The organism is Bradyrhizobium sp. HKCCYLRH2060, assembly GCF_051168135.1.
Lineage (GTDB): Bacteria > Pseudomonadota > Alphaproteobacteria > Rhizobiales > Xanthobacteraceae > Bradyrhizobium.
In genome coordinates this window covers 17,720-44,012 of sequence record NZ_JBNPUK010000015.1, presented here as the reverse complement: position 1 = coordinate 44,012, position 26,293 = coordinate 17,720, and the positions used below count along the sequence as shown (strand labels likewise).

The window sequence follows — 26,293 nt, the reverse complement described above, 5'->3', positions numbered from 1 at the left end:
TGTGAATTTGTCGATCTGAATCGATAGCTGAACAGGACTGGAGTTCCGAGGACTCTTGGAGCCAGCGAACGCGCGCGGTCCTTGATCGCGCTCAAGCTGCGAGCAGCCGGTGGCTCTGCCGAGACGCGCTGGTGGGTTTGATCCGAGCATCGGCTGACGGCAAACGGCCGTCGCTGGGGACAACGGAGGCAGACGTAGAGGAGGAATAACTGACCGAGGTCCACAGGACTGGGTGCAAAAGGGGACATGAAAATGTCAGCGGCGTTTGAGCTTACGTCACCATTTCGGGTTTGATCGCCAAAAAATTGCAGATTAATGAGTTTGCTCGCGCCGGAAGTATTTGGGCGCGTGCGGAAGAGAGCGGGTCGTTATGCATTCACCAGCCGAGGTGCGCCACGCCAGGGACGCCGTCCATGGGCCTCTCTACCGGCCAGACATAGACGGATTGAGAGCTGTCGCCGTTCTCTCCGTGGTCGCCTTTCACGCCTTCCCTGGCACGCTCCGAAGCGGCTTTGTCGGTGTCGACATCTTCTTCGTGATATCGGGCTTCCTTATCACATCAATTATTCTCGGCGGGCTGGAAAGTGGCACATTCAGCTTTCAGGTCTTCTACGCCCGGCGGATCAAACGGATATTTCCCGCGCTCGCACTCGTGCTAACCGCATCGTTAGCAGCGGGCGCGCTTCTGCTACTGCCAGACGATTTCCGTCTGCTCGGTAAGCATGTGGCCGCTGGCGCGGGCTTTGTTTCCAACTTTGCTCTGTGGCAGGAAGCCAACTATTTCGACGTCGCGGCAGACACCAAAATCCTTCTGCATCTCTGGTCGCTTGGCATCGAGGAGCAGTTCTATCTCCTGTGGCCGGCGCTGATCTGGATTGCCTGGCGGCTGCGCCTGAACCTGTTCACGGTTTTTGTCGCAATGTTTGCAGCTTCATTTATCTACAACATCAAGGCTACGCCATCGAACCTCGTCGCCGCATTCTATTCTCCGGGAGCCCGCTTCTGGGAGCTTTCAACGGGCAGCATTCTGGCCTATCTGGCATTTTCAACGCCACGGGCGGCGGTCTGGGTCGAAAATGGCCTCGCGACGGTCATAGCGTCCGTTCTCTTCGAGCGCGGGGGGGTGAACGAGAAGAAGATTTATCGCGACTTTGTTTCGGTGGCGGCTATCGCGCTGATTGCTGCGTCCGTCCTCGTGATCACGCGCCGGCAGGAGTTCCCAGGCTGGTGGGCGCTAATGCCGGTCCTCGGAAGTTACCTGGTCATCCTCGCCGGGCCGGGAGCTTGGCTCAACCGGGTGCTCCTCTCAAATCCGGTCATGGTCTGGATCGGTCTGATCAGCTATCCATTGTATCTGTGGCACTGGCCGCTGCTGACTTTTGTGCGCATCCACTATGGAGCCTCGCCGCCCCCGCAAGCCGTCATCACGTTGTTGGTCGGTGCGTCAGTCGGGCTTGCGTGGGGCACCTATCAGTTTCTCGAGAAGCCCATCCGGTATGGCGAGCTGCGAGTCTGGATGGTGCCAGGGCTAGCAATGGCGATGATCGCCATCGGCGCATTTGGGCTCCTCGATGTCGCGATGCAGGGTTTCCCGGGCCGGATCAACGACGAGGACAAGCGTGAATATGCGGCGTATTTTTATGGCGGGTCGCCGCTGATCCAGGCCGAGGCTCAGGATATCATGCAGAACCGCTGTAACTTTTACGCCTGGGATAGTCCGGTCCCTACGCTCGCGCCAAGAAAGGCCATCGATCCCAGTTGCTATATGCGGCACTCCGACAAGAGTGTGCTCATTATCGGAGATTCCAATGCTGCGGACCTATATTACGGGCTCAATGAAGTTCTTCCGAAAGATGTGTCGGTGTTGCTGATCCACAGTTCGGGCTGCCAAGTCAGTCCAATTATCGAGCACATCATAGAGACTCACCACTGTAACATGGCTAACTACTTTGCGCTGCGTCGGATTGCGATCGATCCGCCCGATGTTCTGTTGCTTTCATCGAACAACTCGTTCGACATCGAGTACATCCGCAAGTTTTCGATGATGGTGAAGGGGTATGGCGTCAAGAAGGTGCTCGTGCTTGGTCAGCGACCGCATTGGAAGCGCTTTCTGCACAAGATCATTCTGGATGAGTATTGGAAGTCGACCCCGCGGTATATACCGGGTCACCTCGATGACGAGTTGATGTCGTTCACCAAAAAGTTTCAATCGCAGCTGAAGCGCGACGAGCCCTTCGACTTCGTGGACGAAATGCAAGCGTTCTGTAGCGCAGAGGGGTGCCTTGCTTTCCTCGGAGATAACCGTCGCGAAGGGCTGATCACGGCTGATACGGTTCACCTCCGCCCATTCGCCTCGGTCTGGTTGGCGCGCCAACAGCTAGCCCCCCTGATTTTGAGGTCTTTGGGTAGTCAGTAAGCTGAGTCGTACACTTTTCCGTTCTGCGTCATCAGTGGCACGCCGTCGGGCGTACCCGGGATAAAGCAGCCGAACTTCACGAGCAGGCCGTTGCCTCCGACAATGGATGGGCCCACCTTGCGATAGCCATCCCTCCTGGGGCAATTACCGATACGTAGCTGTTCGCTCCCGATGACCATAAACAATCGGTTGATGCTCGGCATGTCGCCCGACTCGTCCGCTATCGGCTCTATGCTGGCGCATCCTTGAGAGCTGCAGCCTAGCGTAAACCGCCCTCCGCCTTGCTCCATGCGCCAGACGATATCGAAATGACCGGCGACTTGGATTCCGCCATTGAAGGACGAGCCTGCCGTTGGACCGTCAAACGAAATAGCGATATCCTTGTCGCCAGATCCGTGAAAGACGAGCTTTCCTGAGCCGTCGAAAACTCCGTTGTTGTGTGCGAGCATTTGCGGTGTATTCGGGTTGTTGTCCCTATTGCAGTGCATCTCGATCTGCCCCTGCGGCCCAAATTGATCCGCCCATAGAAACAGCTCACCATTGTCGCCTGCCGTAATGCACGTCGCTGCATGCACCAGCTTTATCGTTCCGTTTCCGTTCGGAGATAGCGCGATCAAATTGCTGCCCAGGGGCTGCCCACTAATGGCAACCGCGTCATCTTTGAAGGTTTGGCCGATGGTCGGCGCGATCGTTACGAGCGATTGGCGGGTGTCGAGGTCCTGCTGGATCAGCTGAACGGCGGTGGCGAGATACTTCACTGGCCTGCTGATGCCGTCGTTGCCATCATCGCCGTCATTATCGACGAGGATCTTCAAACTTCCATTCGGAACTTTGTATCGACCGGGCTTGTGCGTCGAAATCCAACGACCTTTGTAGCTTGTTATTCCGACCGACTGGTTTGGATAAAGCCGTGGGTTGATGTCTTGTGGGAAGTCGATCAAGAGCTTGCCGGCCTCGGACTCTTCGTTGACGAGAACGATATCGCATCCATCTTCGATGCCAGTCGCCGCGGGAAGAGTAATTCGTATGTTTCCTCCGAACGCAATAATGTTCTGGTCGCACGCAAGCGGAAGGGGGCCGCTCCGACCGATAGTCCCTATAGGGCGTGACTGCGCGTTGAGGAGCGTGCCCGTAAGCACAATCAAGACGAAAAGAAATCGCCCCACCAAACCAAATCCAATCGGGAAATTTCAAATCTAGGATCAACTAACTTTCTAGGCTTTGTCTGGTAAGGTTCAACCATGGGCTGTGTCAACTGCCGCAATCTGCGTTTGGGTCGCCGACTTCGCTTCAACTCGGTCAGACCCGCCGTTTTTCAAGCCAGTTCCTCCTCCGGCCCTCTCAAGATCGTAGTCGTCGAGTGGGACCCCCGCTAAAGTACGGAGTGGCCGAACGCTAAAGAAACCGCCCCACAAACCCCAGCGCCGTTTCCGCCACCTCGCGCCAGCCGCTGTCGATTGTCAGCGAGTGGCCGCGTTGCGGGAATTGGGCGAATTCGGTGACGGCGTGCTGGTTGCGCTTCTGCCGATCGTAGGCGGCGCGGGCGACCGAGGGCGGCACGGTGTGGTCGTGCTCGCCGGAGATGATCAGCAGCGGGCCGCGTTCGACGGCCTCGCTGTCGACGTGGGCCTCGGTCCAGGGATTGAGGTTGGCGGCCGCGGCCTGGAAGATCGGTCGGCCCGGGGCAGGCGCCTGGTAGGTTTCGTATAATGCGTCGCTCTCGGCTTCCGGCACGGAGTTCGCAAACGCGTAGCGGAATTGTTCGGGGGTAAGACTGACGTTGCGGTTGGCATTGAGCGGGTTCTGCAGGACCGGCCAGGCGGAGCGCAGCGCCGAGACGGGCAGCGGCAGCACGCCGCGGAATGGCGCCGGATCGATCGCGACCGTCGCCGCCGACAGCCCGCGGCCGGCGAGGATCTGCGCGATCAGGCCGCCGAAGGAATGGCCGATCACGGCGGGGCGCCGGTCGAGCGCGCCCGCGATCGCGGCGAAGTGCGCCGCCACCTCGCCGATCGTTTCGGGCGCTGCGGCGCCGCCCATCTCCGCCGGCCAGCCGGGCGCCAGCCCGGCATAGCCGGCGGCGTCGAACAGTTCGACCCACCGATCCCACGAGCTGGGCTTCAGCCACAGGCCGTGGATGAAGATGACCGCAGGCCGTTGCGATGCGTTGGCTGCGACGATCGCATCATCAAGTGTGGGGGTCGACATGATTGGCGCCCTTCTGATGCGTTGGATCAGCGCGACGACGGCGTGGCGGCCGGCTGCCCGTTGAGGAAGGCGTCGATCGCAGCGACCGTCGCGGTGGGCTGCTCTTCCATCAGCCAATGGCCGGAGCCTTCGATGACCTGCTCCTGCACGTTGTTCGCGCCGGCCCGCGCCACCACCGCCATGGTCGGGCCGAAGGACGCCGCGCCGCCGATCGCCAGCACCGGCATCGTCAGCTTGCCATGCGCCGCGAGCCAGGCGCGGTTGTCGATGGCGTCCTGATCGAAGGCGGCGAACTGGCTGAAGCCGGCATGCATCCGCCCGGGGCCGGCATAGAGCTCCGCGTAGTGGACGCGCGCGGCCTCCGGGAAATGCGCAGGGTTGGCGGAGAACTCGTTCCAGAAGCGGTCGAGATAGATGCGCTCGCGGCCCTCGACCAGGCGCTCCATGTCGGGGCCGCCGAAGCGGAAGTGCCACAGCAGCGGGTTCTTGAGGATCTCCTCCCACGGGCCGATGCCCGGCACCGGCGCATCCATCAGCACCAGCTTGGTAACGCGGTCGGAATGCCGCGCTGCCAGCGCATAGGCGACCATGTTGCCGATGTCGTGCGCCACGACCTCGGCGGTGCGCGCGCCCAGCGCGTCCATGACGCCGGTGATGTCCTCGGCCTGGTTGGCCTTCTCGAAACCCTTGTCGGCGCGGGCGGAGAGGCCGAGGCCGCGCAAATCGGGCACGATCACGGTGTGGTTCTCGGCGAGCTTGGCGGCGAGCGGCACCCACATGTCGCCGGTGTCGCCATAGCCGTGCAGCAGCACCACCGCGGGTCCTGTGCCGCCGACGCGGACGTGGAGCGTGGTGCCGTTGGTCGGGATCTCCTGGGTGCGGAAGCTCTTCGGGAAATTGCCGGGCGCCTCGGTCGCGTCGGCGAGGGCGGCGCTGGTCAGCATCGTGAGCGCGCTGGCGGCGAGGGCGGTTCGTTGCAGCAGGCGGGGCAGGGTCATGACGGTCTCCGTAGGTTGCATCGTGTTGATGCACGCAAAGCTAGACGAACCCCAATCGCGGTATTAGAGGGTAGTGACGCCAAGGATTTTTGATCTGGACGCAAAGATGGTACTGGCCAGCGCGGACCGCGCCCGGGATCTCGAGGTGTTCTGCGCGGTCGCCGACAGCGGCAGCTTCTCGGCCGCGGGCCGGGGCCTCGGGCTGACGCCGTCGGCCGTCAGCCGCACGCTCGACCGCATCGAGGCGCGGCTCGGCGCGCGGCTGCTGCTGCGGTCCACGCGCGTGCTCACGCTGACCGCCGAGGGCCTGGCCTATCTCGCGGCCGCCCGCCGCATCCTCGCCGATCTCGACGAGGCCGAGCAGGCGATCGCGGATCAGGGCGCGCCGCGCGGGCGCATCCGGGTCAGCGCCGCGCTGTCGCACGGCCGCATCTGCATCGTGCCGTTGCTCGGCGAGTTCGTGCGGCGCTATCCGAACATCCTCGTCGACATCAATCTCAGCGACGGCCTCGTCGATGTGGCGGCGGGCCAGGCCGACGTCGCCATTCGCGGCGGTCCGCTGGCCGACAGCGCGCTCACCGCGCGGCGCCTCGGCGACAATGGCCGCACCATCGTCGCCTCGCCGGACTATCTGGCGCGCTGGGGCGTGCCGCAGACTCCGGAAGACCTCACCAACCACAACTGCCTGAACTTCAGCTTCCGCCGCGCCGAGCCGGTGTGGCCGTTCCGCCGCGACGGCGTCAACTATGCGCTGAAGCTGCGCGGCGCCGTCGAAGCCAACAGCGGCGACACGCTCAGCCAGCTCGCGCTCGATGGCGTCGGCATCGCCCGCGTCGGCGATTTCAGCCTCGGCAACGCGATCGCAGAGGGACGGCTGGTGCCGCTGCTCGAGGCGTTCAATCCCGGCGACAGGGAAGTCTTCCACGCCGTGTTCGTCGGCGGTCCCAACATGCCCGCGCGCGTGCGCGTGTTCGTGGACTATCTCGTGGAGCGGATGGGCGCGAGGGGAGAACCTTAGTTCTTGCCTCAAAGGATGTTCTGCGACCCTCGCAAGCGACAGCGGCCGGGGTTTGCGCCCGGCCGCCGCGCCATGTTCGAGGATGCTCCGTCAACAGACGCTGTCAGATGCAGTGCGCGACGGCATGGATCGTCTGGGAGGCTTCCTTACCCAGCCGTCTGCAGGGTGAGCGCGACCTTCGGGAAGTCGATGTCGGTGTGCGCGGCGTTGTTGACGTAGTTCGTCAGCACGTTGATCGCGACGTTCGCGATGATCTCGATCAGCCGGCCATCGTCGAGACCCGCCGCGCGCGCCGTGGCGAGGTCGACGTCGGCGACCTGTCCCTTGGTGTCGACGACGCGGCGCGCGAGGCGGGCGACGGCTGCGTCGATGGCGTCATCAGCGGTGCCTTCGCGAGCCTTGCGGAGGCCGTCCGGGCTGAGGCCTGCGCCCTTGCCCATCAGCGAATGGGCCGAGAGACAATATTCGCAGCCATTGGCCTGGGCGACCGCAAGCGCGACGATCTCGCGTTGCCTCGCGGTGAGCGCGCCCTTGGCGAGTGCATCGGAGAAGGCGATGTAGCCGTTCAGCGCGGCGCCCGACTGCGCGAGCGTCGAGAACAGGTTCGGCGTCATGCCGATCTTGGCCTTCACGGCGGACAGCGTGGCGACGACGCCGGCATCGGCGCTGACGGTGTCGACGGGAGCAATGCGGGGCATGGGAACATCCTTGGTGTGAGGTGCGGGCTTGCACGCCCCCTCCATGCCGGACTATGTGTGGCTTTAGGTGCCAGAAACATTGCAGATCGTCCCATGGACCCTTTTGCCGCGCTGTTTGCCCATGTCACGCCGCGGGCTCGGACCTTCTTCTCCGGCAACCTTTGCAACACCGTGGAATTCGGACCGGAGGGCCATCTGCACTTGTTCAAGGCCGGCGTGCTGACCCTGACCCAGCCGGGCGCAGACGACTTGAAACTGCACGAGCCGACCCTGATGTTCTTTCCGCGCGGACGGACGCATCGCTTCGTCGTCGATCCCGAGCGTGGTGCGGATCTCGTTTGCGCGACCGTCGAGCTCGGCGGCGCCGAGGGCAATCCGATCGGTGAGGGACTGCCCGAGCTCGTGGTGCTGCCGCTCGCCGGGCATCCGACGCTCACGCCGGTCTGCGACCTGCTGGTCGCCGAGGGGTTTGCCGATGGCGGCGGTCGGCAGGCGGCGCTGGACCGGCTGTTCGACTATCTGCTGATCCTGATCGTCCGCGACGTCGTCGCCAGCGGCGCGGTCGAGAGCGGCGTGCTCGCCGGGCTCGCTGACCCGCGCCTGGCGAAGGCGCTGACCGCGATCCATGACGCGCCGGGCCGGGCGTGGAGCCTCGAGGATCTCGCCGATATCGCCGGCATGTCGCGCACGCGCTTCGCCGATCTGTTCCGGGCGCGCGTCGGCCGAACGCCGATCGACTATCTGACGGCTTGGCGCATGACGCTGGCGCGGCAGCTGCTTGCCAAGGGCAAGTCCGTCAAGAGCGTCGCTTCGCAGGTCGGCTACGACAGCGCCGCGGCGTTCTCGCGTGTGTTCAGCCGGGTGTCGGGGCGCCCACCGCGGGAGGTGCGGTAGCCCGAGCGGCCGTTTCGCCGGACGGCGTTCCTACTCCGCCGCCACCATCTGCTGGATCCGCCACTGCCCCAGCAGGGCCCGCAGCGACGCCGGCTTCAGCGGCTTGTTGAGCACGGCGACGTTGTCGTCGCGGGCAGCGGCGCGGACGTGGGGGCTGCGGTCGGCGGTGATCAGGATCGCGGGCAGGGCCTCGTTGAAGCGGCGGCGGATGTCGCGGATGGCGGCGATGCCGTTGCCGCGGTCGAGATGGTAGTCGACGAGCAGGCCGGTGACGGCGCCATCGCGCGCCGCGATCGCCTCCATCGCGGACTCCGGATCAGGCACGGCGATCACCTCGGCGTCCCACGCCGTCAGCAGGGTCTTCATGCCGTCGAGGATCGCCGGATCGTTCTCGATGCAGACGATCAGCGCGCCGGCAATCGGCGTCGTCGCCAGCGGCGTCGCGCTGGTGACGGCGGCGGTGTGGTTGATCGCTTTCGCAATCGGCACCGTGACCGAGAACACCGAGCCGCGGCCGGGCCGCGAGTCCAGCGCGATGCCGTGATTGAGCACGCGGGCGATGCGCTCGACGATCGACAGCCCCAGGCCGAGGCCGCGCGCGATCCGCGCGCCCTGCTCGAGACGGTGGAATTCCTTGAAGATCTCGCCGCGCTTGACCGGGGGAATGCCGACGCCGGTGTCGTAGACGCCGATCTGCAGCGACTGGCCGTGGCGGCGGCAGCCGACCAGCACGCGGCCCTTGGGCGTGTACTTGATGGCGTTGGAGATGAAGTTCTGCAGCAGCCGGCGCAGCAGCAGGCGGTCGGACTCGACCGGCAGCGACGACGGCACGAACACCAGCTCCAGACCCTTGGCGCGCGCGGCGGGCGCGAACTCGATCTCCAGCGAGCGCATCAAATCGGCCATCTTGAAGCTCGACACCGAGGGCGTCATCGCGCCGGCATCGAGCCGGGAGATGTCGAGCAGCGCGCCGAGGATCTCCTCGATCGCTTCCAGCGAGTCGTCGATGTTCTCGACCAGGCGCGAATCCTCGCCGGCCGTCTGCCGCTCGACGAGGCTGGTCACGTAGAGCCGCGCCGCGTTCAGCGGCTGCAGGATGTCGTGGCTGGCCGCCGCAAGGAAGCGCGTCTTGGAGATGTTGGCGTCCTCGGCGGCGCTCTTGGCCAGCGCCAGCTCCGAGTTCAGACGCGTCAGCTCCTCGGTGCGGTCGCGGACGCGTTTTTCCAGCGTCGCATTGGCGCGCTCCAGTGCCTCGGCGGCCTCGAACGAGGGCGTGACGTCGGTGAAGGTGATGACGAGGCCGCCACCCGGCATGCGGTTGGTGCGGACCTCGATCACCATGTGGCGGTCGGCGAGGCGTTCCAGATAAGGCTCGCCCTCGGTGGTGTAGGCGGCGAGCCGGCGCGCCAGCAGCGCCTCGCCGTCCTCATGGGTGGGCGCGCCGATCGTGCCCATGAATTCGAGGATTTCCTTCAGCGGGCTGCCGATCTGCACCAGATCCGGCGGCAGCCCGAGCAGGTCGACGAACTGGCCGTTGGAGCAGATCAATTGCAGATCGGCGTCGAACACCGCGATGCCCTGGCGCACATGGTTCAGCGCGGTCTGCAGGATCTCGCGGTTGAAATGCAGCGCGGCATGGGAATCGTCGAGCAGCTTGAGCGCGGCCTTGGCCGACACCGTGCGCTTGCGCAGGAGCAGCGACATCACCAGGCGCGACGACGCCGCGCCGATCGAGGAGGCGATCAGATGCTCGGCATGGCGCAGCAGCTCGAAATCGGCCGGCGCGGCCGGATCGAGCGGCAGGTTGCGCTGGGCGGCGAAGGCCTCGAACGAGGCGCGGGCGCGGTCGGGGCCGAGATATTGGCCGACCGTGCTCTGGATGTCCTGCACCGTGACGGTCGAGCGCCAGCGCCGGAAGCTCGGCGCGCTCGGCGTCAGCTCGGCCGGCACGAAGATGTCGGCCTGCAACAGCTCGATCGACGACGGCTGCCGCGCCAGCGACAGCACGATGTAGGTCAGCAGATTGAGCGACAGGCTCCACAGCACGCCATGCAGCAGCGGCGGCAGGTCGGTGCCGAGCAGCGCCTGCGGCCTGAGCGCCTCGAGCCCGAACGGGCCGTGCTGCAGAAACAGGATGCCCGCGGTCGAGGTGTCGAGGAAGCTCGGGATGAACAGCGTGTAGAGCCAGACGGCGAAGCCGACCAGCATGCCGCCCATCGCGCCGCGCGCGGTCGCGCGCCGCCAGAACAGGCCGCCGAAGAAGCTCGGCGCGAGCTGCGCGATGGCGGCGAACGACAGCAGGCCGATCGCGGCGAGCTGGGTGTTACCGAGCGCGCGATAGTAGAAATAGGCCATCACCATGATGGCGAAGATCGCGATGCGGCGGGTGCCGAGCAGGAAGCCCGCGAAGTCGCGGCCGATCTCGCGCTGCTCCTGGCGCTGCAGCACCAGCGGCACGACGATGTCGTTGCAGACCATGATCGACAGCGCCACGCATTCGACGATCACCATCGCGGTCGCCGCCGACAGGCCGCCGACGAAGACCAGCACCGATAGCCATTGCGAATTGGCCTCGATCGGCAGCGCCAGCACGTACATGTCGCTGTCGACGGCGCCGAACGGGAAGGTGATCAGGCCGGCCAGGGCGATCGGGATCACGAACAGGTTGATCGCGACGAGATAGAGCGGAAACAGCCAGCGCGCACGCGACACCTCGGCATCGTCGGCGTTCTCGACCACGCTGACATGGAACTGGCGCGGCAGCAGCATCGCGGCGCAGAACGACAGCAGGGTCATGGTCAGGAAGCTGCCGATGCCAGGCACGTATTCCAGCGCGCGCTCGGCCTCCGGCGATTTCATCGCCCGCTCGATCAGCTCGACAGGCGAGAACATCACGAAGGTGACGAAGGCGCCGGCGGCGATGAAGGCGACCAGCTTGATGATCGACTCGGTCGCGACCGCCAGCATCAGCCCGTGCTGGTGCTCGGTGGCGTCGGTCTGCCGGGTGCCGAACAGCACCGCGAAGATCGCCATCGCCAAGGTCACCATCAGCGCCATGTCGCCGACGATCGGGATATGGGCGAAGGCGCGGTCGTCGACCATGATGGTCTCGAGCGACGATGCCACCGCCTTGAGCTGCAGCGCGATGTAGGGCACCGAGCCGATGATCGCGATCAGCGCCACGGTCGCCGCCACCGCCTGGCTCTTGCCGTAGCGGGCGCCGATCAGGTCGGCGACCGAGGTGATGTTCTGCGACTTGGCAAGGCGGATGACTCGGCGCAGCAGCGGCGTGCAGGCGCCGACCATCAGGATCGGCCCGAGATAGATCGCGAGGAAGTCGACGCTGGTGCGGGAGGCGAAGCCGACCGAGCCGAAGAAGGTCCAGGACGTGCAGTAGATGGCGAGCGACAGCGGGTAGATCAGCCCGGCCAGCCGGCTGCGGCTCTCTGCCGGCCGCCGTTCGCCGGCCCGGTTGCCGCGGCTGGCGACCAGGAACAGGAACCCGATATAGCCGAACGCGGCCAGGATCACGCCCCAGTCGTGCAGCATGGTGTTTACGCGAACTCCTCGATCGCTCCGCCCCGGGAATTGGCCGCGAGCTTAGCGCTTTGGGGGAGGCGGGGCGATAGCTATCCCTCCGGCGCGCGGGGAATGACGAGGGCGTCCTTAAGCGCGATCGGTCTTGCTTCCCGCAGCGCCGGCGTGGTCCGTCTCACCTTCGTTCACCGCCCCAGTCGATGAGAGCCGACGTCCTCGCGGCCCGGCCGGTCTGCTCCCCTCCCCGCAAGGGGGAGGGGAGCGCACCGCCGTCGCGGGAACGTGCGCGGGCTCACCACAGCAAATCGAATAACTACTCCGCCGCCAGCGGCTTCTCGTGCAGCGCGAGTCCCAGGCGTTCCCAGACCTGCAGCAGGGCCTCGGCCAGGCGGTCGATCAGGCCGTCGTCGTGGTAGGGCGAGGGCGTGATGCGCAGGCGCTCGGTGCCCTTGGCGACCGTGGGGTAGTTGATCGGCTGGATGTAGATGCCGTGCTCTTCCAGCAGCAGATCGGAGGCCTGCTTGCACTTCTCGGGATCGCCGACGAACAGCGGCACGATGTGGGTGTCGTTGGTCATCACCGGCAGGCCGGCGGCGTGGAGGACCGCCTTCACCCGCGCGGCGCGGTCCTGGTGGCGTTCACGCTCCCAGCTCGACGATTTCAGGTGCTTGATCGCAGCCGTCGCGGCCGAGCAGATCGGCGGCGGCAGCGCGGTCGTGAAGATGAAGCCCGGCGCGTAGGAGCGCACGGCATCGATGATCTCGCCCTTGGCGGCGATGTAGCCGCCGAGGCAGCCGAACGCCTTGGCCAGCGTGCCTTCGAGGATGTCGATGCGGTGCATGACGCCGTCGCGCTCGGCGATGCCGCCGCCGCGCGGGCCGTACATGCCGACCGCATGCACCTCGTCGACATAGGTCATCGCGTTGTAGCGCTCGGCGAGATCGCAGATCTCAGCCAGCGGTGCAACGTCGCCGTCCATCGAATACAGGCTCTCGCAGGCGATCAGCTTCGGCCGGTTCGGGCCCGCGGCGATCAGGAGCTGCTCGAGATGGGCGAGATCGTTGTGGCGCCAGATCTGGCGCTCGCAGCCGGACTGGCGCACGCCCTCGATCATCGAATTGTGGTTCAGCGCGTCCGACAGGATCAGGCAATCCGGGATCAGCTTGGCGAGCGTCGCGATGCCGGTCTGGTTGGAGACATAGCCTGACGTGAACAGCAGCGCCGCTTCCTTGCCGTGGAGGTCGGCGAGCTCGGCTTCCAGCTGCACCAGGGGATGATGGGTTCCGGCGATGTTGCGGGTGCCGCCGGCGCCGGTGCCGACGCGGGTCGCGGTCTCGACCATCGCGCCGACCACCCTGGGGTGCTGGCCCATGCCGAGATAGTCGTTGGAGCACCAGATCACGACATTGCGCGGTCCGCTCGGCGAGTGCCAGGTCGCATGCGGGAACCGGCCGGCGATGCGTTCGAGATCGGCGAAGACACGGTAGCGACGCTCATCATGCAGGCGACCGAGGGCGGCACTGAAGTACTGGCTGTAGTCCATCACGAAACCCGAACTGGCGCGCTGCAGTGCAGCACCTGAAGCGAAAACCTCGCGGCATGCGTGGCGTAAGGACTTCTTAGAGCGTTTCCAGACCGGCTGTCGAGCCGGAATCCCACGGCGGGAATTGGGCGATTTGTCCAAGGGGGGAGTGATCTCGGCCGAACGGCGCCGGGATTGCGGCGACGCGGCGGCGTCGCGGCCCCGCAGCCTCAGGTGGTGCGATAATGCAGCACGCCATCGACGTCCTGGCTGGTCAGGCGGCCCTCGACCAGCATGTAGTTGATATGGGCGATCAGCTCGCCAGCGGCGAAGCCCATCTGGTGGGGGTCGAGCACGTGCTTGTGGAACACGACCGGCACGAGCTGCGCCGAGGTCTTGGTCTCGTCGCGGCAGGCGTCCGCGATCATCCGGCAGCGCTCCTCGTGGTGGTCGGCGAGCTGCTTGATGCGCGTCTTCAGCCCGTAGAACGGCACGCCGTGGCCGGGCAGCACCAGCACGTCATAGGGCAGGGTGGTGGTGAGGCTCGCCAGCGACGCCAGATATTCGCCGAGCGAGTTCTGGTCCGGCTCGACCGCCCAGACGCTGACATTCGGCGAGATCTTGCTCAGCACCTGGTCCGCGGACAGGAACAGCTTGTCGGCGGCGCAATACAGCATGACCTGGTCGAGCGCGTGACCGCCGCCGGTGATGACCTTGAAGCGCCGGCTGCCGATCTGGATCTCGTCGCCATGGGAGATGCGGCGGTAGGAGGCCGGCAGCACCGAGACGCGCTGCAGATATTCCTGGCCGCGGCCGAGCAGCTTGTCGGTCAACGTTTCGTCCATGCCGTGGCGGCGGAAGAACAGCCGCTGCGCATTGCGGCGCTCCTCGGTGCCGCGGTTCTGGTGATAGACCGACTGCAGGTACTCGACCTGCGACATCACCAGCGGGCAGGCGAAGCGCTCGACGATCCAGCCGGCGAGCCCGACATGGTCGGGATGAGAATGCGTCACGATCAGCCGGGTGATCTTCACGTGCTTCAGCGGGCCATCGAGCAGCCGCGTCCAGGCGCCGATCGATTCCTCGTTGCCGAAGCCGGAGTCCACTGCGACCCAGCCATCGCCGTCGGCGAGCAGATAGATGTTCACATGGTTGAGGCGGAACGGCAGCTTCAGGCGCAGCCACAGCACGCCGGGCGCGACCTCGACGACCTGGTCCTCACCGGGATGCTGCTCCCAGGGATAGCGCAGGGCTTCGGCGGAGGAGGGAACGGTGTCTGTCTTGGTCATGCCTCATCGATTAACGGCCGCCGCGGGCGAGCGCCAGCCGAAAAACGCGATGGAAGCGGCATGGCTGGACGGCATTCCGGGACGCGGCAGGCCGGGCCTCATGGTTCGAGACGGCGCTGCGCGCCTCCTCACCATGAGGGTTGAGGGTCGGCGCTTCGATCCCACGCCCGGTTGGCCGCAAAGCGACCTGCGCCTCCTCACCCTGAGGAGCCGGCCGCAGGCCGGCGTCTCGAAGGGCGAGGCCCGATATCGACTACGCCGCCCTGATGTTGGTCAGGAACGCGTCGACCTCGGCGCGCAGCGTCTCCGCCTCGCGGCGCAGCGCCGCCGAGGCGCTGAGCACCTCGTTGGCGGAGGTGCCGGCCTGGGCCGAGGCGCTGGAGACGCCGGTGATGTTGTTGGAGACCTCGGTGGTGCCGGAGGCCGCCTGCTGGATGTTGCGGGCGATCTCATGCGTCGCGGTGCCCTGCTGCTCCACGGCGGCGGCGATCGCGGTGGTGACGTTGTCAATCTCGGCGATGGTCCCGCCGATGTTGCGGATCGCCGACACGGCCGACGAGGCGACCTGCTGCATGCTCGCGATCTGCGAACGGATCTCGTCGGTGGCCTTGGCGGTCTGGCTCGCCAGGCTCTTCACCTCCTGCGCGACCACCGCGAAGCCGCGCCCGGCCTCGCCGGCGCGCGCCGCCTCGATGGTGGCGTTGAGCGCGAGCAGGTTGGTCTGCGAGGCGATCGCCTGGATCAGGTCGACGACGACGCTGACGCGGCTCGCATTGTCGGCGAGCCCCTGCATCGTCGAGTCGGTGGCGCCGGCTTCCTCGACCGCCTTCTTGGCGATCTGGGCCGAGGTCACGACCTGGCGGCTGATCTCCGCGATCGACGACGACAATTGCTCGGTGCCGGCCGACACGGTCTGGACGTTGACCGAAGTCTCCTCGGCAGCCGCCGCGACCGCATTGACCAGCGAGTTGGACTGGTCGGCGGTCTGCGACATGCTCTGTGCGGTCGCCTGCATGGCCGTGGCGGAGTTCTGCAGCGTGCCGAGGGCGCTGCGCACCGTCGCCTCGAACGTGGCGATCTGGGCCTCCATGCGCGCGGCGCGCTCGGCCTTGGCGGCATTCTCGCGGTCCTGCTCGGCGGCCAGGGTGCGGGCACGGACCATGTTTTCGCGGAACACCTGCAGGGTGTCGACCATCGCGCCGATCTCGTCGCGCTGCTTCGAGGCCGCGATCTCGGTGTCGAGATCGCCGCTCGACAGCGTCTGCATCGCCTGCTGCAGCCGCTTGATGCGGCGCAGGATGTTGCCGCCGACATAGAGCCAGACGAACAGCACCGAGCCGAGCAGCGTGGCTGCGCCGGCGCCGACCATGCCGAGCGTCGCCAGCTCGATGTCGCGGCCCGCCGTGGAGGTGGCACCTTCGGTCGACTTGCGAACGCCTTCGACGAGCTGCTGCACGCTGATGTCGAGGCCGACATTCAGCTTGCGCGTCTCCTCCAGCACGGTCTGGCCGTAGTCGTTGGCGTCGAGCTCCTTCTCGCGGGTCTTGAACACGCGGGTCTTGCCCTCGCCGAGCGCGGCGAGCTTCAGCGCGGCGTCGTGGATCGCCTTGGTGCTGCGGCCGGTCGGCAGCAGTTCGAGATTGGATTTGAGCTGCGCCAGCGCCTCCTTGAACTGCCGCTCGATCGTCTCCAGCGTGTCGCTGTCGTTGGCCGAGAGCGCGGCGGCCATCTGCGCCACCAGCAGGTTGCCGGATGCGATCACGTTGCCGAGCTGCTCGACGAAGCGGGCGGCGGCCGTCGCGTCGTCCGCCGACACCTCGGCCGCGCCGAGCACGGCGTTGAGCTGCGTCTGCGCGTCCAGCATCGGCTCGTTGGCGGCGGCGGTGAACTCCGCCTGCGCCTTGCGCAGGGCGTCATACTGCTTGTTGTGAAGGGCTGCGACGTCGAGCCGCTCGCGCGCCGCCGACACCAGGCTCTGATTGGCCTCGTTGATGTTCTTGATGGTCTCGGCGAGCGGCGCCACCACGCTTTTCGCGGCGCCGAGCGCGCTGATCTCGCTCAGCCGCTCCTGCGTGGTCTTCTGGATCTCCTGCATCCTCTTCAGGCGATCGTTGAGCGCGTCCTCGCTCTGGGACTGCAGCAGCGCCGGGCCGAGGCTCGCCAAGCTGGAGCTCTGCGCCAGCAGTTGCAGGCTCGAGGTCAGGCGCGGAATGTCGCGGCCCGAGAGCTCGACCATGGCGCCGCCGACGTGGCGCAGCATCAGTCCCGCAGCGACGCTGATCGCGATCGCCATGCCGGCGATCACCGCGAAGGCTGCGAACAGGCTGCCGCGGACGCCCCATTTGGGTCGCAGCGCCCCGAGCATCCTGCTGAAGCTGAACCGAATCGCCATCTCTGGTGTCCCCCAATATGCACTATTTGTAGCTGTTGCTTGCAGGCAGTATCGGGGCCGGCGGTTAACAAATCAGGGAAACTACTCAGGGCGTGCCGAATTTTCGCGGATTTTCGCATTTCACCGCGCGGCATTTAACGGGATGGAAGGGATTGTTCGGCCGCGCTTTCGATAACCTATGACAGAAAAGGCCGGCATCGCTGCCGGCCTTCCCGTCGTTTGTTGTTATTTGACGCCTGCGGATCAGTAGCGGGCCGCGAGCGGAGCGCCCCAGTTGAAGCGGTAGTTCACGCCAGCCTTGAAGGTGTGGTCGTCGGTGGTGAAGCTGCCGGTCGGGACCAGCGCGGCGGGCGCCGTGAAGGTGGCGCTGCCGAAATTGTAGTACTGATACTCGGCCTTGGCCGACCAGTTGGGCGCGAACATGTATTCGAGGCCGGCGCCGACGGTCCAGCCGTTGCGGTGGTCGCCGCTGGTCGCGAAGCCGACCGGCGTTCCGGCGAACGTCACCTTCTCGTTGTTGTCGGAATAGGCATAGCCGCCCTTCACGTAGAGCAGGCCCGGACCCCAGGTGTAGCCGAAGCGGCCGGTGATCGAGCCGAGGCCGCGCTGGCTGTTGGTGTAGGCGTAGCCGCCCGGGAATGCTGCTCCGACGCTTCCGCTCAGCCAGCTGTACTGGCCTTCCGCGCCGATCACCCAGGTCGGGGCGAACTGCCAGTCGGCGCCGACCTGCACGCCGCCCAGGAAGCGGCCGTTGGAGTTGTTGCCGGTGGCGAGGCCGGAGAAATTGTTGTCGCTGGAGAACGCGCCGCCGAGATGGGCGCCGAGATAGAAGCCGGTCCAGTTGTAGATCGGAGCGGCGTAGGCCGGCGGCGCCTTGGTGGCGTAGGGGTAGGTCCGGGCGCCGAGATCGGCGGCGAAAGCGGACTGGGCCGAAGCCAGCGCGGCGACTGCAACGGTTGCGAACAGGATCTTCTTCATGGCGGGTCTCCGATACTCAACTAACAAGGCTCGCGCGTCGCGCGCCGTCGATGGATCGGAGATAGATCGCTTTTGAGTAAAATGCTGTCACTCGCGCAGCACACCGGCTTCCAACCCGACTTTCTCCGGGCAAAGGTTCTGGCGTAGTTAGCAATGCACTAACGAAGGCTGAACCGGGAGTTAACGCCGCGCCTTGCTGTGCCGTCGCGGCACAACCGGTTAAGGCGCGTTAAGGGCTCGATGCAGATCCGCGACTGCGTCGCGCAGCTGCTCGCGATGAACGATGTCGTCCTTGGGCATCGAAGCGATGCCGGCGGCGAGCTCGCGAAGAATCCCGGCGAGCAGTCCAAAGTGCAGATGCATGCGGATCGATTTTCGGACGTCCTCGGGGCCGGGCCGCTCCAGGGTCAATGCCAGGCCGGATGATTCGAGATGGGCTTCGAACCGCGAGGAATGCTCGAACGTGCCGGCATAGAACTTGTCGGGATATTCGAGCGCGATCTCGGCCTTGTCCGGGATGGGTTTCGACATGGTGGCTCCTGGTGGCTCCTGCAGCAACGACGCTTGAATGTTCGCAGATCCACCTCCCGCCGCCTTGCGCCAGGTCAGAGTGGGAGGAGCGCCTGCATCCCCGGCCGAACGGGCTGCACCGCATTTCTACGGGGGCGGAAATTTACCTTCCCTGAGAAAAGGTTGTGCACGCTGATCAAATTAACGACTCGATGCCGGTCGTTCCGGACCGACCATCTCCATGCAAGCGAACGGAGAGGGCTCCGGCGGGACGACGGCGGGTGCAGTCCACGCTCCAGCGAAATGTGCCGCCGCCATGAAGATGCGTCTCTCCATTTCCACGTTCATTGCGGCTTTCGGCCTCGTGCTCGCACTCGGCTTCGGTGCGGTCGTGCTGACCAGCGCCTTTGCGCTGCGCGAGCTCAAGGTCGGCGGGCCGCTCTACGACAAGATCAAGCTCGGCAATGATCTGGTGGCCGACATCCTGCCGCCGCCTGAATATGTGCTCGAGGCCTATCTCGAGGCGACCCTCGCACTCCGGACGCCGAAAGATCTCGACACGCATGTCACGAAGCTGGCGCAACTGAAGAAGGACTATGAGGATCGCAAGACGTTCTGGACCGGCTCGGCGCTGCAGCCTGATCTGAAATCGCTGCTGGTCGAACGATCGGACGGCGAGGTCCGGAAATTCTGGCAGGCCCTGGAAGCCGAGTTGATCCCGGCGCTGCGCTCCGGCGACATGGCGAAGGCCGATGCCGCCTATGCCCGGCTGGCCGACGCCTACGCCGCCCACCGCGCGGTGATCGACACGCTGGTCGACAAGGCGAACAAGTTCAATTCGGACATGGAGGCGACGGCGGCGACCCAGGACCGCAGCATCTCCATCATCGTGTGGAGCGTATCAGGCATCGTTCTGGCCCTGGTCGTCGCCGGCATGTCGGGTCTGGTGCTCGGCGTCGTCCGTCCTCTGTCGCGCATGACCGGCCTGATGCGGCGGATCGCCGAGGGCGATCTGTCGGCCGATATCTCCTATTCCGAACGCGGCGACGAGATCGGCGCGATGGCGGGCGCGCTGAGCATCTTCAAGACCAACGCGCTCGAGAACGCGAGCCTGCGCGACAGGCAGGAGCGCGATCGCTCGGCCGCCGAGGAGCACAAGAAGCGCGCCATGCTCGACATGGCCGACGTGATCGAGCGCGAGACCGAGACGTCCGTCGAAGCCGCGGCCGGCGCATCGCGCCAGGTCGAGGCCGTGGCCGCAGGCCTCTCGAAACTGGCCGAGGAGCTGTCGACCGATGCGCAATCGGTGGCCGCCGCCTCGGAGCAGTCGCTCTCCAATGCCCAGACGGTCTCGTCGGCAGCCGAGCAACTGAGCTCGGCGATCCGCGAGATCTCGAGCCAGGTGGCGCGCGCCAGCACGATCACCAAATCGGCGGTGACCGGGCGTGAGAAGGCCAAGAACACGATGCTCTCCTTGTCGACGGCCGTGGACAAGATCGCCGAGGTCTCCAACCTGATCGGCGGCATTGCCGAGCAGACCAACCTCTTGGCGCTCAATGCCACCATCGAGGCCGCGCGCGCCGGCGATGCCGGCCGCGGCTTTGCCGTGGTTGCGGCCGAGGTCAAGTCGCTGTCGGATCAGACCGCCAAATCGACCGAGGAGATCTCGCGCCTGATCGGCGAGGTACAAACCACCACGCAGGCCACCGTCGACGTCGTCGAAGGCATCGGCAGCCAGATTTCCGAGATCGACGAGGTCGCGGCCTCGATCGCTGCGGCGATGGAGGAGCAGCACGCGGCGACCCAGGAGATCAGCCGCTCGGTCCAGTCATCGGCCAGCGCGGCGCGCGACGTGTCGTCCAAGATCGGCAATGTCGGCAGGGATGCCGGCATGGTCAACGATCGGGCCGCCGAGGTGCGCAGCGCCATCGGCTCGGTGGCGACGGGCCTGACCTCGCTCCGCGCCACGCTGGTGAAGGCTGTGAGGACCGCGACCGCCGAAGCCGACCGCCGGCAGTCGCCGCGGATGAAGTCGACCCTGCCGATCAAGGTCGTCGACGATCGCAAGGGCGTGGTGAAAGCCGATCTGGTGGATATTTCCGAGGGCGGCGCCTGGTTCCGGTTCGACCCCGAGCCGGGCATCGGCGATCGCGGCGTCATGGAGTTCAGCGGCTTCGATGGCCGCGTGCCCTATCGGGTCCGCGCCCGCGACAAGGACGCGCTGCATGTCGAGTTCGACGCCAGCCAGAACCGCGAGGCGTTCCTGGCCTGGTTCAGGCGGACCTTTGCGCGGCAGGCGGCGTAAACGAAGCGAGGTCGCTGGCCTCCGCTCTCGGTCAGGAGAACGGAGGCATTGCTTCGAACGGGTTTCGTTGCCGCGCTCACGTCATTGACGCGAGACCAGATCGCTGATCCGCACCGGAAACCGCCTGATGCGGATGCCGGTCGCATGCGCCACCGCATTGGCGACTGCGCCGGCCGAGCCGGTGATGCCGATCTCGCCGACGCCCTTGATGCCGAGCGGATTGACGAACGGATCGTGCTCCTCGACCGTGAACGCCTCGATCGCCGGCACGTCGGCGCTCACCGGCACGTGATACTCGCCGAGATTGGCGTTCATGATGCGGCCGGTGCGGCGGTCGGTGACCGCCTCCTCGTGCAGCGCCAGCGAGATGCCCCAGATCATGCCGCCGACGAGCTGGCTCTTCACCAGCTTCGGGTTGATGATCCGCCCTGCCGCGAATGCGCCGACCATGCGAGTCACCCGGACCTGGCCGAGATCGGGATCGACCTTCACCTCCGCGAAGACCGCGCCATGTGAATGCATCGCGTATTGCTCGTTGGCGGCAGGGTCGGGCATGCCGCTGCCGGAGCCCTCGACCTCGTCGAGGCCGGCGCGTGCGAGGATGTCGGCATAGCTCTCGCCGCGGCCCTCGTCGTCGCGCCGGAGCAGCCGGCCGTTGCGCGCGATCACGCCGGCATTGCCGGCGCCGAACAGCGGCGAATGCTGATCGGAGGTCGCGAGCTCCGCGAGCCTGGCGATGACGGCGGCGCCGGCATTGTGGATCGCCGTGCCGACGGTCGCGGTATGTGCCGAGCCGCCGGCGATGCCGGCATCCGGCAGGTCGGAGGTGCCGGCCTTGAACGTCACCTGATCGAGCTCGAGCGCGAGAGAATCCGCCGCGACCTGCGCGAACGCGGTCCAGGCGCCCTGGCCCATGTCGTGCGCGCCGCTCTCGACCACGCCGGTGCCGTCGCGCCGGATCACCGCGCGGGCCTGGCCTGCAAACATCAGCGCATGGAACGTCGCGGTGCCCATGCCCCAGCCGACCAGGAAGCCGTCTCTGTCGCGCATCATCCGCGGCTTCAGCGGCCGATCCCACCAGCCGAACCGCTCCGCGCCTTGCGTGTAGCACTCGCGCAGCGCTTTCGACGAGAACGGCTTGCCGGTGGCCGGCTCGACCTCGGCGTAGTTCTTGACGCGAAATGCCAGCGGATCGAGGCCACAGGCTTCGGCCATCTCGTCGACCGCGCTTTCCAGCGCGATCGAGCCCGGCGCGATGCCGGGGGCGCGCACGAACAGCGGCGTGCCGGTGTCCATGCGTACCGCGTCGTAGGTCGTCGCGATCGCCGGCGCGGCGTACAGCGTGTGCGTCACATGCGCCGCGGCTTCATAGAAGTCCTCGAAGCTCGAGGTTGCGATCCTCGCGTGGTGACGGATCGCCGACAATTGTCCGGTGTTGCTGGCGCCGAGCTGCAGCGTCTGCCGGGTCGGCGAGCGATGGCCGAACGGGCCGTAGAGCTGCTCGCGGCGCGCCACCAGCTTCACCGGCCGGCCGACCATCTTCGCGGCGAGGATGCCGAGCACCTGCGGGCCGGCCATCAGGCCCTTGCCGCCGAAGCCGCCGCCGAGATAGGGGCTGCGGATCAGGATGTTGTCCGGCGCGATGCCGAACAGCTCGGCCAGGCGGCCGCGCATCATCACCAGGCCCTGGGTCGGTGTGTCGATGATGAGCCTGTCGCCCTGCCACTCGGCGACGATCGCGTGCGGCTCCATCGCGTTGTGATAATGCGGCGGAGTCTCGTAGATCGCGGTGATCTGCTTGTCGCTGCCCGCCAGCGCGGCCTCGATATCGCCGTGATGGCTCTCGGCGGGAAACCCCATGCCGACGACAGGCGGAACATAGGCGTCGGCGGCATCGAGACCGATGCGGGCCGGCTCGGCCTCGTAGCGCGGCGACAGCAGCGCGGCGCCCTCGGTCGCGGCTTCCAGGCTTTCGGCAATGACCAGCGCGATCGGCTGGTTGGCGTAGCGCACACGGTCGTTCTGCAGCGCCTCGAAGCGGAACGCGAACGGGTTCGGCTTGCCGTCGGGATCGGCATGCAGCGGCGGCCGGTTGGCGGAGGTCATCACCTCGACGACGCCGGGATGCGCCTTGGCGGCTTCGACATCGAGCGCGACGACACGGCCGCGCGCGATGCTGGAGACCGCGAGCACGGCATAGAGCAGGCCGGGCGGATTGTTGTCGGCGGCGTAGCGCGCGGTGCCGGTGACCTTGGCGCGGCCATCGACGCGGGACAGCGGCTGGCCGACGTTGGAGCCGTGTCTGACATGGGCGGGATCGCGGGAGGGATTGAGCTCAGGCGTCATGAAGTGCTCCTGGAACGGCGGAGAAGGGAGAGGCCGGCAGCGCCGGCACGCGCGACGGCGTGCCCTCGGCTGCGGCGGCCAGCGCGCGCATGATCAGGCTGCGCGCGAGCGGGATCTTGTGGGCGTTGTCACCGGATGGCTTTGCATCGCGCAGCGCGATCTCGGCAGCGTGCTGGAATGTGTGCGGCGTGGCCGGCTGGCCCGTGAGCAGCGCTTCGGCCTGGTGGGCGCGCCACGGCTTGGCGGCGACGCCGCCGAGCGCCAGACGTGCGTGCGTGATGGTGCCGTTCTCGATCACGAGACCGGCCGCGGCGGAGACGACGGCGAAGGCGTAGGAATTGCGCTCGCGCACCTTCAGATAGCGTGCATGCCTGGCGAACGCGCGCGCCGCCGCGGGCAGCCGGACCGCGACGATCATCTCGCCCGGCGCGAGCACGCTCTCGCGCTCCGGCGTGGTGCCGGGGAGCAGATGCAGCGCCTCCAGCGCGACCTCGCGCCGGCCGGAGCCGCCTTCGATCTCGACGATCGCATCGAGCGCCGCGAGCGGCACGCAGAAGTCCGAGGGATTGGTGGCGATGCAGGCCTCGCTCCAGCCGAGCACGGCGTGCTGATGGGTGTCGCCGCCGCGCGCGTCGCAGCCTGCGCCGGGCGTGCGCTTGTTGCAGGCCGAGGCCGGATCATAGAAATACGCGCAGCGTGTCCGCTGCAGCAGATTGCCGCCGACGCTGGCCGCGTTGCGCAGCTGCGCCGACGCGCCCGACAGCAGCGCTTCGGCGACCGCCGGGAAGTCGCGCGCGAAGGCTGCGTCATGGGCAAGGTCCGCATTGCGCACCAGCGCGCCGATCCGGACGTCGCCATTGCCTGACGTCTCGATGCGCGTCAGCTCCTTGATCTGGGAGATGTCGACCAGCCGCGCCGGCCTGATGACATTGCCCTTCATCAGGTCGAGCAGGTTGGTGCCCGAAGCGAGATAGGCGGCGCCGGGCGCGCTGGCCGCTACGATCGCCTCCGCGACCGTCGACGGCTTCACGTAGTCGAACCGGTTCATGCCGCGCGCTCCTTGTCCTCGGTGAGCGTCGCCTGGGCGTCGAGCACGGCCTCGACGATGCCGACATAGGCGCTGCAGCGGCACAGATTGCCGCTCATGCCTTCGCGCACGCGCTCCGGATCGCTGCCGGCCTGGCCTTCGTTGATGAGGCCGACCGCGCTCATGATCTGGCCGGGCGTGCAGAAGCCGCATTGCAGGGCGTCGTGGGCGATGAAGGCCTCCTGCACCGGGTGCAGCTGGTCTCCGTTGGCAAGCCCCTCGATGGTGGTGACGGCGGCGCCGTCGAGGCTCAAGGCCAGCGTCAGGCAGGAGTTGATGCGGCGGCCGTCGACGAGGACGGTGCAGGCGCCGCACTGGCCGCGGTCGCAGCCTTTCTTGGTGCCGGTGAGGTGGAGGCGCTCGCGCAGCAGGTCGAGCAGGGTGACGCGGGGGTCGTCGAGCGCAAGGGTTCGCGGCTCACCGTTGACGGTGAGTCTGACAGTCCGATTCATGCGTTGTTCCGATCGAAGCGATGGCCTAATCGGATCGCAGCGGGCACCCGCCTTACGGGCGGTGGTCCGTCCAGATCCAGCGACCGCGGGACGACGAGCTGAGGAAGGTTGGCTGTCCCGGGTGGCAGGTCTATTTATACGGAGGGTTCCTCCGTTTAGCAAGAGGACATGAACGGTCCGTCATCAAGAGCTGGTGAGATGGAGACGAAACCACAAGACCGCCATCGCAAGCCGCGCGCGGACGCGCAGCGCAATCGCGAGCGGGTGCTGGAGGCGGCCAAGGCGGTGTTCAGCGTCGGCGGCGCCGAGGCGAGCCTGGAAGCGGTGGCGCGCCAGGCCGGCGTCGGCATCGGCACGCTGTATCGTCATTTCCCGACCCGCGAGGACCTGTTCGAGGCAGTGTACCGGCGCGAGGTCGAGCAGCTCGCGGAGCTGGCCGAGGAGCTCAAGAGCGAGCCGTCGGCGGTCGAGGCGCTCCGGCGCTGGCTGCGCTCGACGGTGCAGTTCGTCGCCACCAAGAAGGGCATGATGGCCGCGCTCGCGATCGTCATGACCGCGAACTCCGAGCTCGCCGCCTATTCGCACGGCCATCTCACCCGCTCGATCGGCGCGCTGCTGGCGCGTGCCGTCGCGGCCGGCGAGATCCGCAGCGACATCAGCGCCGACGACGTCCTGCGCGCGCTGATCGGCATGTGCTACATGCACGACCAGACCGGCTGGCAGCAGAGCGTGCTGCGGCTGCTGGATGTGTTCGTGGATGGGTTGAAGGTGGGGAAGGGAAGAGTCGGCGAAGCGTAGTTGACGATGTCCGCGCTCAGCGGGGCGGAAATAACAACAACGTCAACGATGTCAGGAACGCGTCCTGGTTTTGGACGCGGGCGGCCTCGAAGCTCGTCAGTGCAGCTCTCGCCATTCTGATGGCGAGCTGCGCATCCAGGGTTTTGACCCGGATCATCGGATTATAGTCGGCTTCATGTCGCTTCTCCTGTAGCTCCAGGACAGCAGATGCGAACGCGTGAAGGTTTGCTCCAAAGCCTCCGGAAGGTGCAAACGGCAGGTATTTTGCGGAAAGCTTCGACTTTCTGACCTCCTCGCATAGCAATCGGAGGTCTCGATGGTCCACGGCTCTATAGACGAGGGCGTATAAGGGTGTCCCTTGTTTCGTCTTGCCAACGAATTGATCTGCAGCGGCAATGAGCGTTGCATGAAACAATCCATAATAGGCAGCGGAAATTGCGCGACGGATGTTCACCTGTCGCGGTGGCCCCGCTGCAGGCGGAGCGATCAACTGCTCAGCCTGCTGAAACAGATGCTCCGGATTAAGTATCGCCAACGGGCTCGTTCTCCGCCTCGTATTCGATCAGCGGAAAACGGTCCTCGCCTGCAGCCCGGAGCAGCTCTTGGATCTGGACCAGCGTATCCAGCACTGCTTCTCCCTCGATGCTGGTCCCTTGGATGGGGCTCAATACGATGGTGATCCGCAGGGCATCACGGCCTTCGGAGTCCGCATAGGGCGCTGTGGTGACGTCTGTAACCGCGGCGGAGCTGCTCAGATTCGCAGTGGCGACCTCGCGGGCGATCTTGGCGATTTTGGCGTTGTCCAGCATGGACGCAATATACGCTGCATTCCGGAGAGTTGCCAT

General features: G+C 66.1%; 20 protein-coding genes. 5 read left to right on the top strand and 15 right to left on the bottom strand.

The genetic code is table 11. The features are described 5' to 3' along the window. Positions 1–370 precede the first annotated feature (370 nt). Complete coding sequence (locus tag ACQR10_RS25710; RefSeq protein ID WP_316182205.1) at positions 371–2,416, top strand: acyltransferase family protein; 2,046 nt, start codon at positions 371–373, stop codon at positions 2,414–2,416. On the opposite strand, the gene ACQR10_RS25705 is transcribed toward ACQR10_RS25710, so the two are convergent. From ACQR10_RS25705 to ACQR10_RS25695, 3 genes are all read right to left on the bottom strand, one after another. After that, on the bottom strand, positions 2,410–3,582 hold the full coding sequence (locus ACQR10_RS25705) for a hypothetical protein (RefSeq protein WP_316182206.1): 1,173 nt from the start codon (positions 3,580–3,582) through the stop codon (positions 2,410–2,412). The genes ACQR10_RS25710 and ACQR10_RS25705 overlap by 7 nt on opposite strands. 229 nt (positions 3,583–3,811) lie before the next feature. Beyond that, positions 3,812–4,624, bottom strand: coding sequence for an alpha/beta hydrolase (locus tag ACQR10_RS25700; RefSeq protein ID WP_316182208.1), 813 nt, complete (start codon positions 4,622–4,624; stop codon positions 3,812–3,814). Between the two features lie 26 nt (positions 4,625–4,650). Next, positions 4,651–5,622 (bottom strand): alpha/beta fold hydrolase, encoded by a 972-nt coding sequence (locus ACQR10_RS25695; RefSeq protein WP_316182209.1) that lies wholly within the window; start codon positions 5,620–5,622, stop codon positions 4,651–4,653. Positions 5,623–5,728: 106 nt separating this feature from the next. Between ACQR10_RS25695 and ACQR10_RS25690 the strand changes: the two genes are divergently transcribed. Beyond that, positions 5,729–6,640 carry a LysR family transcriptional regulator gene (locus ACQR10_RS25690; RefSeq protein WP_315801518.1) on the top strand — a complete coding sequence of 304 codons (912 nt, stop codon included), beginning with the start codon at positions 5,729–5,731 and terminating at the stop codon, positions 6,638–6,640. 146 nt (positions 6,641–6,786) lie between these two features. Here the strand turns inward: ACQR10_RS25690 and ACQR10_RS25685 are convergent, their stop codons facing one another. Then, a complete protein-coding gene (locus ACQR10_RS25685; RefSeq protein WP_434885880.1) occupies positions 6,787–7,338 on the bottom strand; it encodes a carboxymuconolactone decarboxylase family protein in 552 nt (183 codons plus the stop codon). A 93-nt stretch (positions 7,339–7,431) separates the two neighbouring features. Between ACQR10_RS25685 and ACQR10_RS25680 the strand changes: the two genes are divergently transcribed. Then, on the top strand, positions 7,432–8,232 hold the full coding sequence (locus ACQR10_RS25680; RefSeq protein ID WP_315801516.1) for an AraC family transcriptional regulator: 801 nt from the start codon (positions 7,432–7,434) through the stop codon (positions 8,230–8,232). Positions 8,233–8,262: 30 nt separating this feature from the next. Here the strand turns inward: ACQR10_RS25680 and ACQR10_RS25675 are convergent, their stop codons facing one another. The 6 genes from ACQR10_RS25675 to ACQR10_RS25650 form a co-directional block, all read right to left on the bottom strand. Continuing rightward, positions 8,263–11,781: a PAS domain-containing hybrid sensor histidine kinase/response regulator gene (locus ACQR10_RS25675; RefSeq protein ID WP_316218206.1), complete on the bottom strand. Its 3,519-nt coding sequence runs from the start codon at positions 11,779–11,781 to the stop codon at positions 8,263–8,265. A 301-nt stretch (positions 11,782–12,082) separates the two neighbouring features. Next, positions 12,083–13,312 (bottom strand): 5-aminolevulinate synthase, encoded by a 1,230-nt coding sequence (hemA, locus tag ACQR10_RS25670; RefSeq protein ID WP_316218207.1) that lies wholly within the window; start codon positions 13,310–13,312, stop codon positions 12,083–12,085. Between the two features lie 209 nt (positions 13,313–13,521). Then, a complete protein-coding gene (locus ACQR10_RS25665) occupies positions 13,522–14,580 on the bottom strand; it encodes an MBL fold metallo-hydrolase (protein ID WP_316218209.1) in 1,059 nt (352 codons plus the stop codon). Between the two features lie 253 nt (positions 14,581–14,833). Continuing rightward, positions 14,834–16,972: a methyl-accepting chemotaxis protein gene (locus ACQR10_RS25660; protein WP_316218210.1), complete on the bottom strand. Its 2,139-nt coding sequence runs from the start codon at positions 16,970–16,972 to the stop codon at positions 14,834–14,836. A 243-nt stretch (positions 16,973–17,215) separates the two neighbouring features. Beyond that, a complete protein-coding gene (locus tag ACQR10_RS25655) occupies positions 17,216–17,950 on the bottom strand; it encodes a porin family protein (protein ID WP_315801511.1) in 735 nt (244 codons plus the stop codon). Between the two features lie 219 nt (positions 17,951–18,169). Continuing rightward, a complete protein-coding gene (locus tag ACQR10_RS25650) occupies positions 18,170–18,481 on the bottom strand; it encodes a hypothetical protein (RefSeq protein WP_315801510.1) in 312 nt (103 codons plus the stop codon). 295 nt (positions 18,482–18,776) lie between these two features. Between ACQR10_RS25650 and ACQR10_RS25645 the strand changes: the two genes are divergently transcribed. After that, positions 18,777–20,765, top strand: coding sequence for a methyl-accepting chemotaxis protein (locus ACQR10_RS25645; RefSeq protein WP_316218212.1), 1,989 nt, complete (start codon positions 18,777–18,779; stop codon positions 20,763–20,765). A gap of 81 nt (positions 20,766–20,846) precedes the next feature. Here ACQR10_RS25645 and ACQR10_RS25640 read toward each other — a convergent pair whose 3' ends face one another. Genes ACQR10_RS25640 through ACQR10_RS25630 form a run of 3 tightly spaced genes read right to left on the bottom strand, consistent with a single transcriptional unit; the run spans position 20,847 to position 24,650 of the window. Then, a complete protein-coding gene (locus ACQR10_RS25640; protein WP_316218214.1) occupies positions 20,847–23,111 on the bottom strand; it encodes a xanthine dehydrogenase family protein molybdopterin-binding subunit in 2,265 nt (754 codons plus the stop codon). After that, positions 23,101–24,159 carry an FAD binding domain-containing protein gene (locus tag ACQR10_RS25635; protein WP_316218215.1) on the bottom strand — a complete coding sequence of 353 codons (1,059 nt, stop codon included), beginning with the start codon at positions 24,157–24,159 and terminating at the stop codon, positions 23,101–23,103. The genes ACQR10_RS25640 and ACQR10_RS25635 overlap by 11 nt, the downstream gene beginning before the upstream one ends. Further along, positions 24,156–24,650, bottom strand: a complete 495-nt coding sequence (locus tag ACQR10_RS25630; RefSeq protein ID WP_316218216.1) for a (2Fe-2S)-binding protein — start codon at positions 24,648–24,650, stop codon at positions 24,156–24,158. Before ACQR10_RS25630 ends, ACQR10_RS25635 begins: the two co-directional genes overlap by 4 nt. Before the next feature lie 198 nt (positions 24,651–24,848). On the opposite strand from ACQR10_RS25630, the gene ACQR10_RS25625 reads away from it, so the two are divergent. After that, on the top strand, positions 24,849–25,448 hold the full coding sequence (locus ACQR10_RS25625; protein WP_316218217.1) for a TetR/AcrR family transcriptional regulator: 600 nt from the start codon (positions 24,849–24,851) through the stop codon (positions 25,446–25,448). 16 nt (positions 25,449–25,464) lie between these two features. Here the strand turns inward: ACQR10_RS25625 and ACQR10_RS25620 are convergent, their stop codons facing one another. Both ACQR10_RS25620 and ACQR10_RS25615 read right to left on the bottom strand, forming a co-directional pair. After that, a complete protein-coding gene (locus ACQR10_RS25620) occupies positions 25,465–25,983 on the bottom strand; it encodes a hypothetical protein (protein WP_316218218.1) in 519 nt (172 codons plus the stop codon). After that, positions 25,970–26,257 (bottom strand): hypothetical protein, encoded by a 288-nt coding sequence (locus tag ACQR10_RS25615; RefSeq protein ID WP_316218219.1) that lies wholly within the window; start codon positions 26,255–26,257, stop codon positions 25,970–25,972. The genes ACQR10_RS25620 and ACQR10_RS25615 overlap by 14 nt, the downstream gene beginning before the upstream one ends. Between the last annotated feature and the right edge of the window lie 36 nt (positions 26,258–26,293).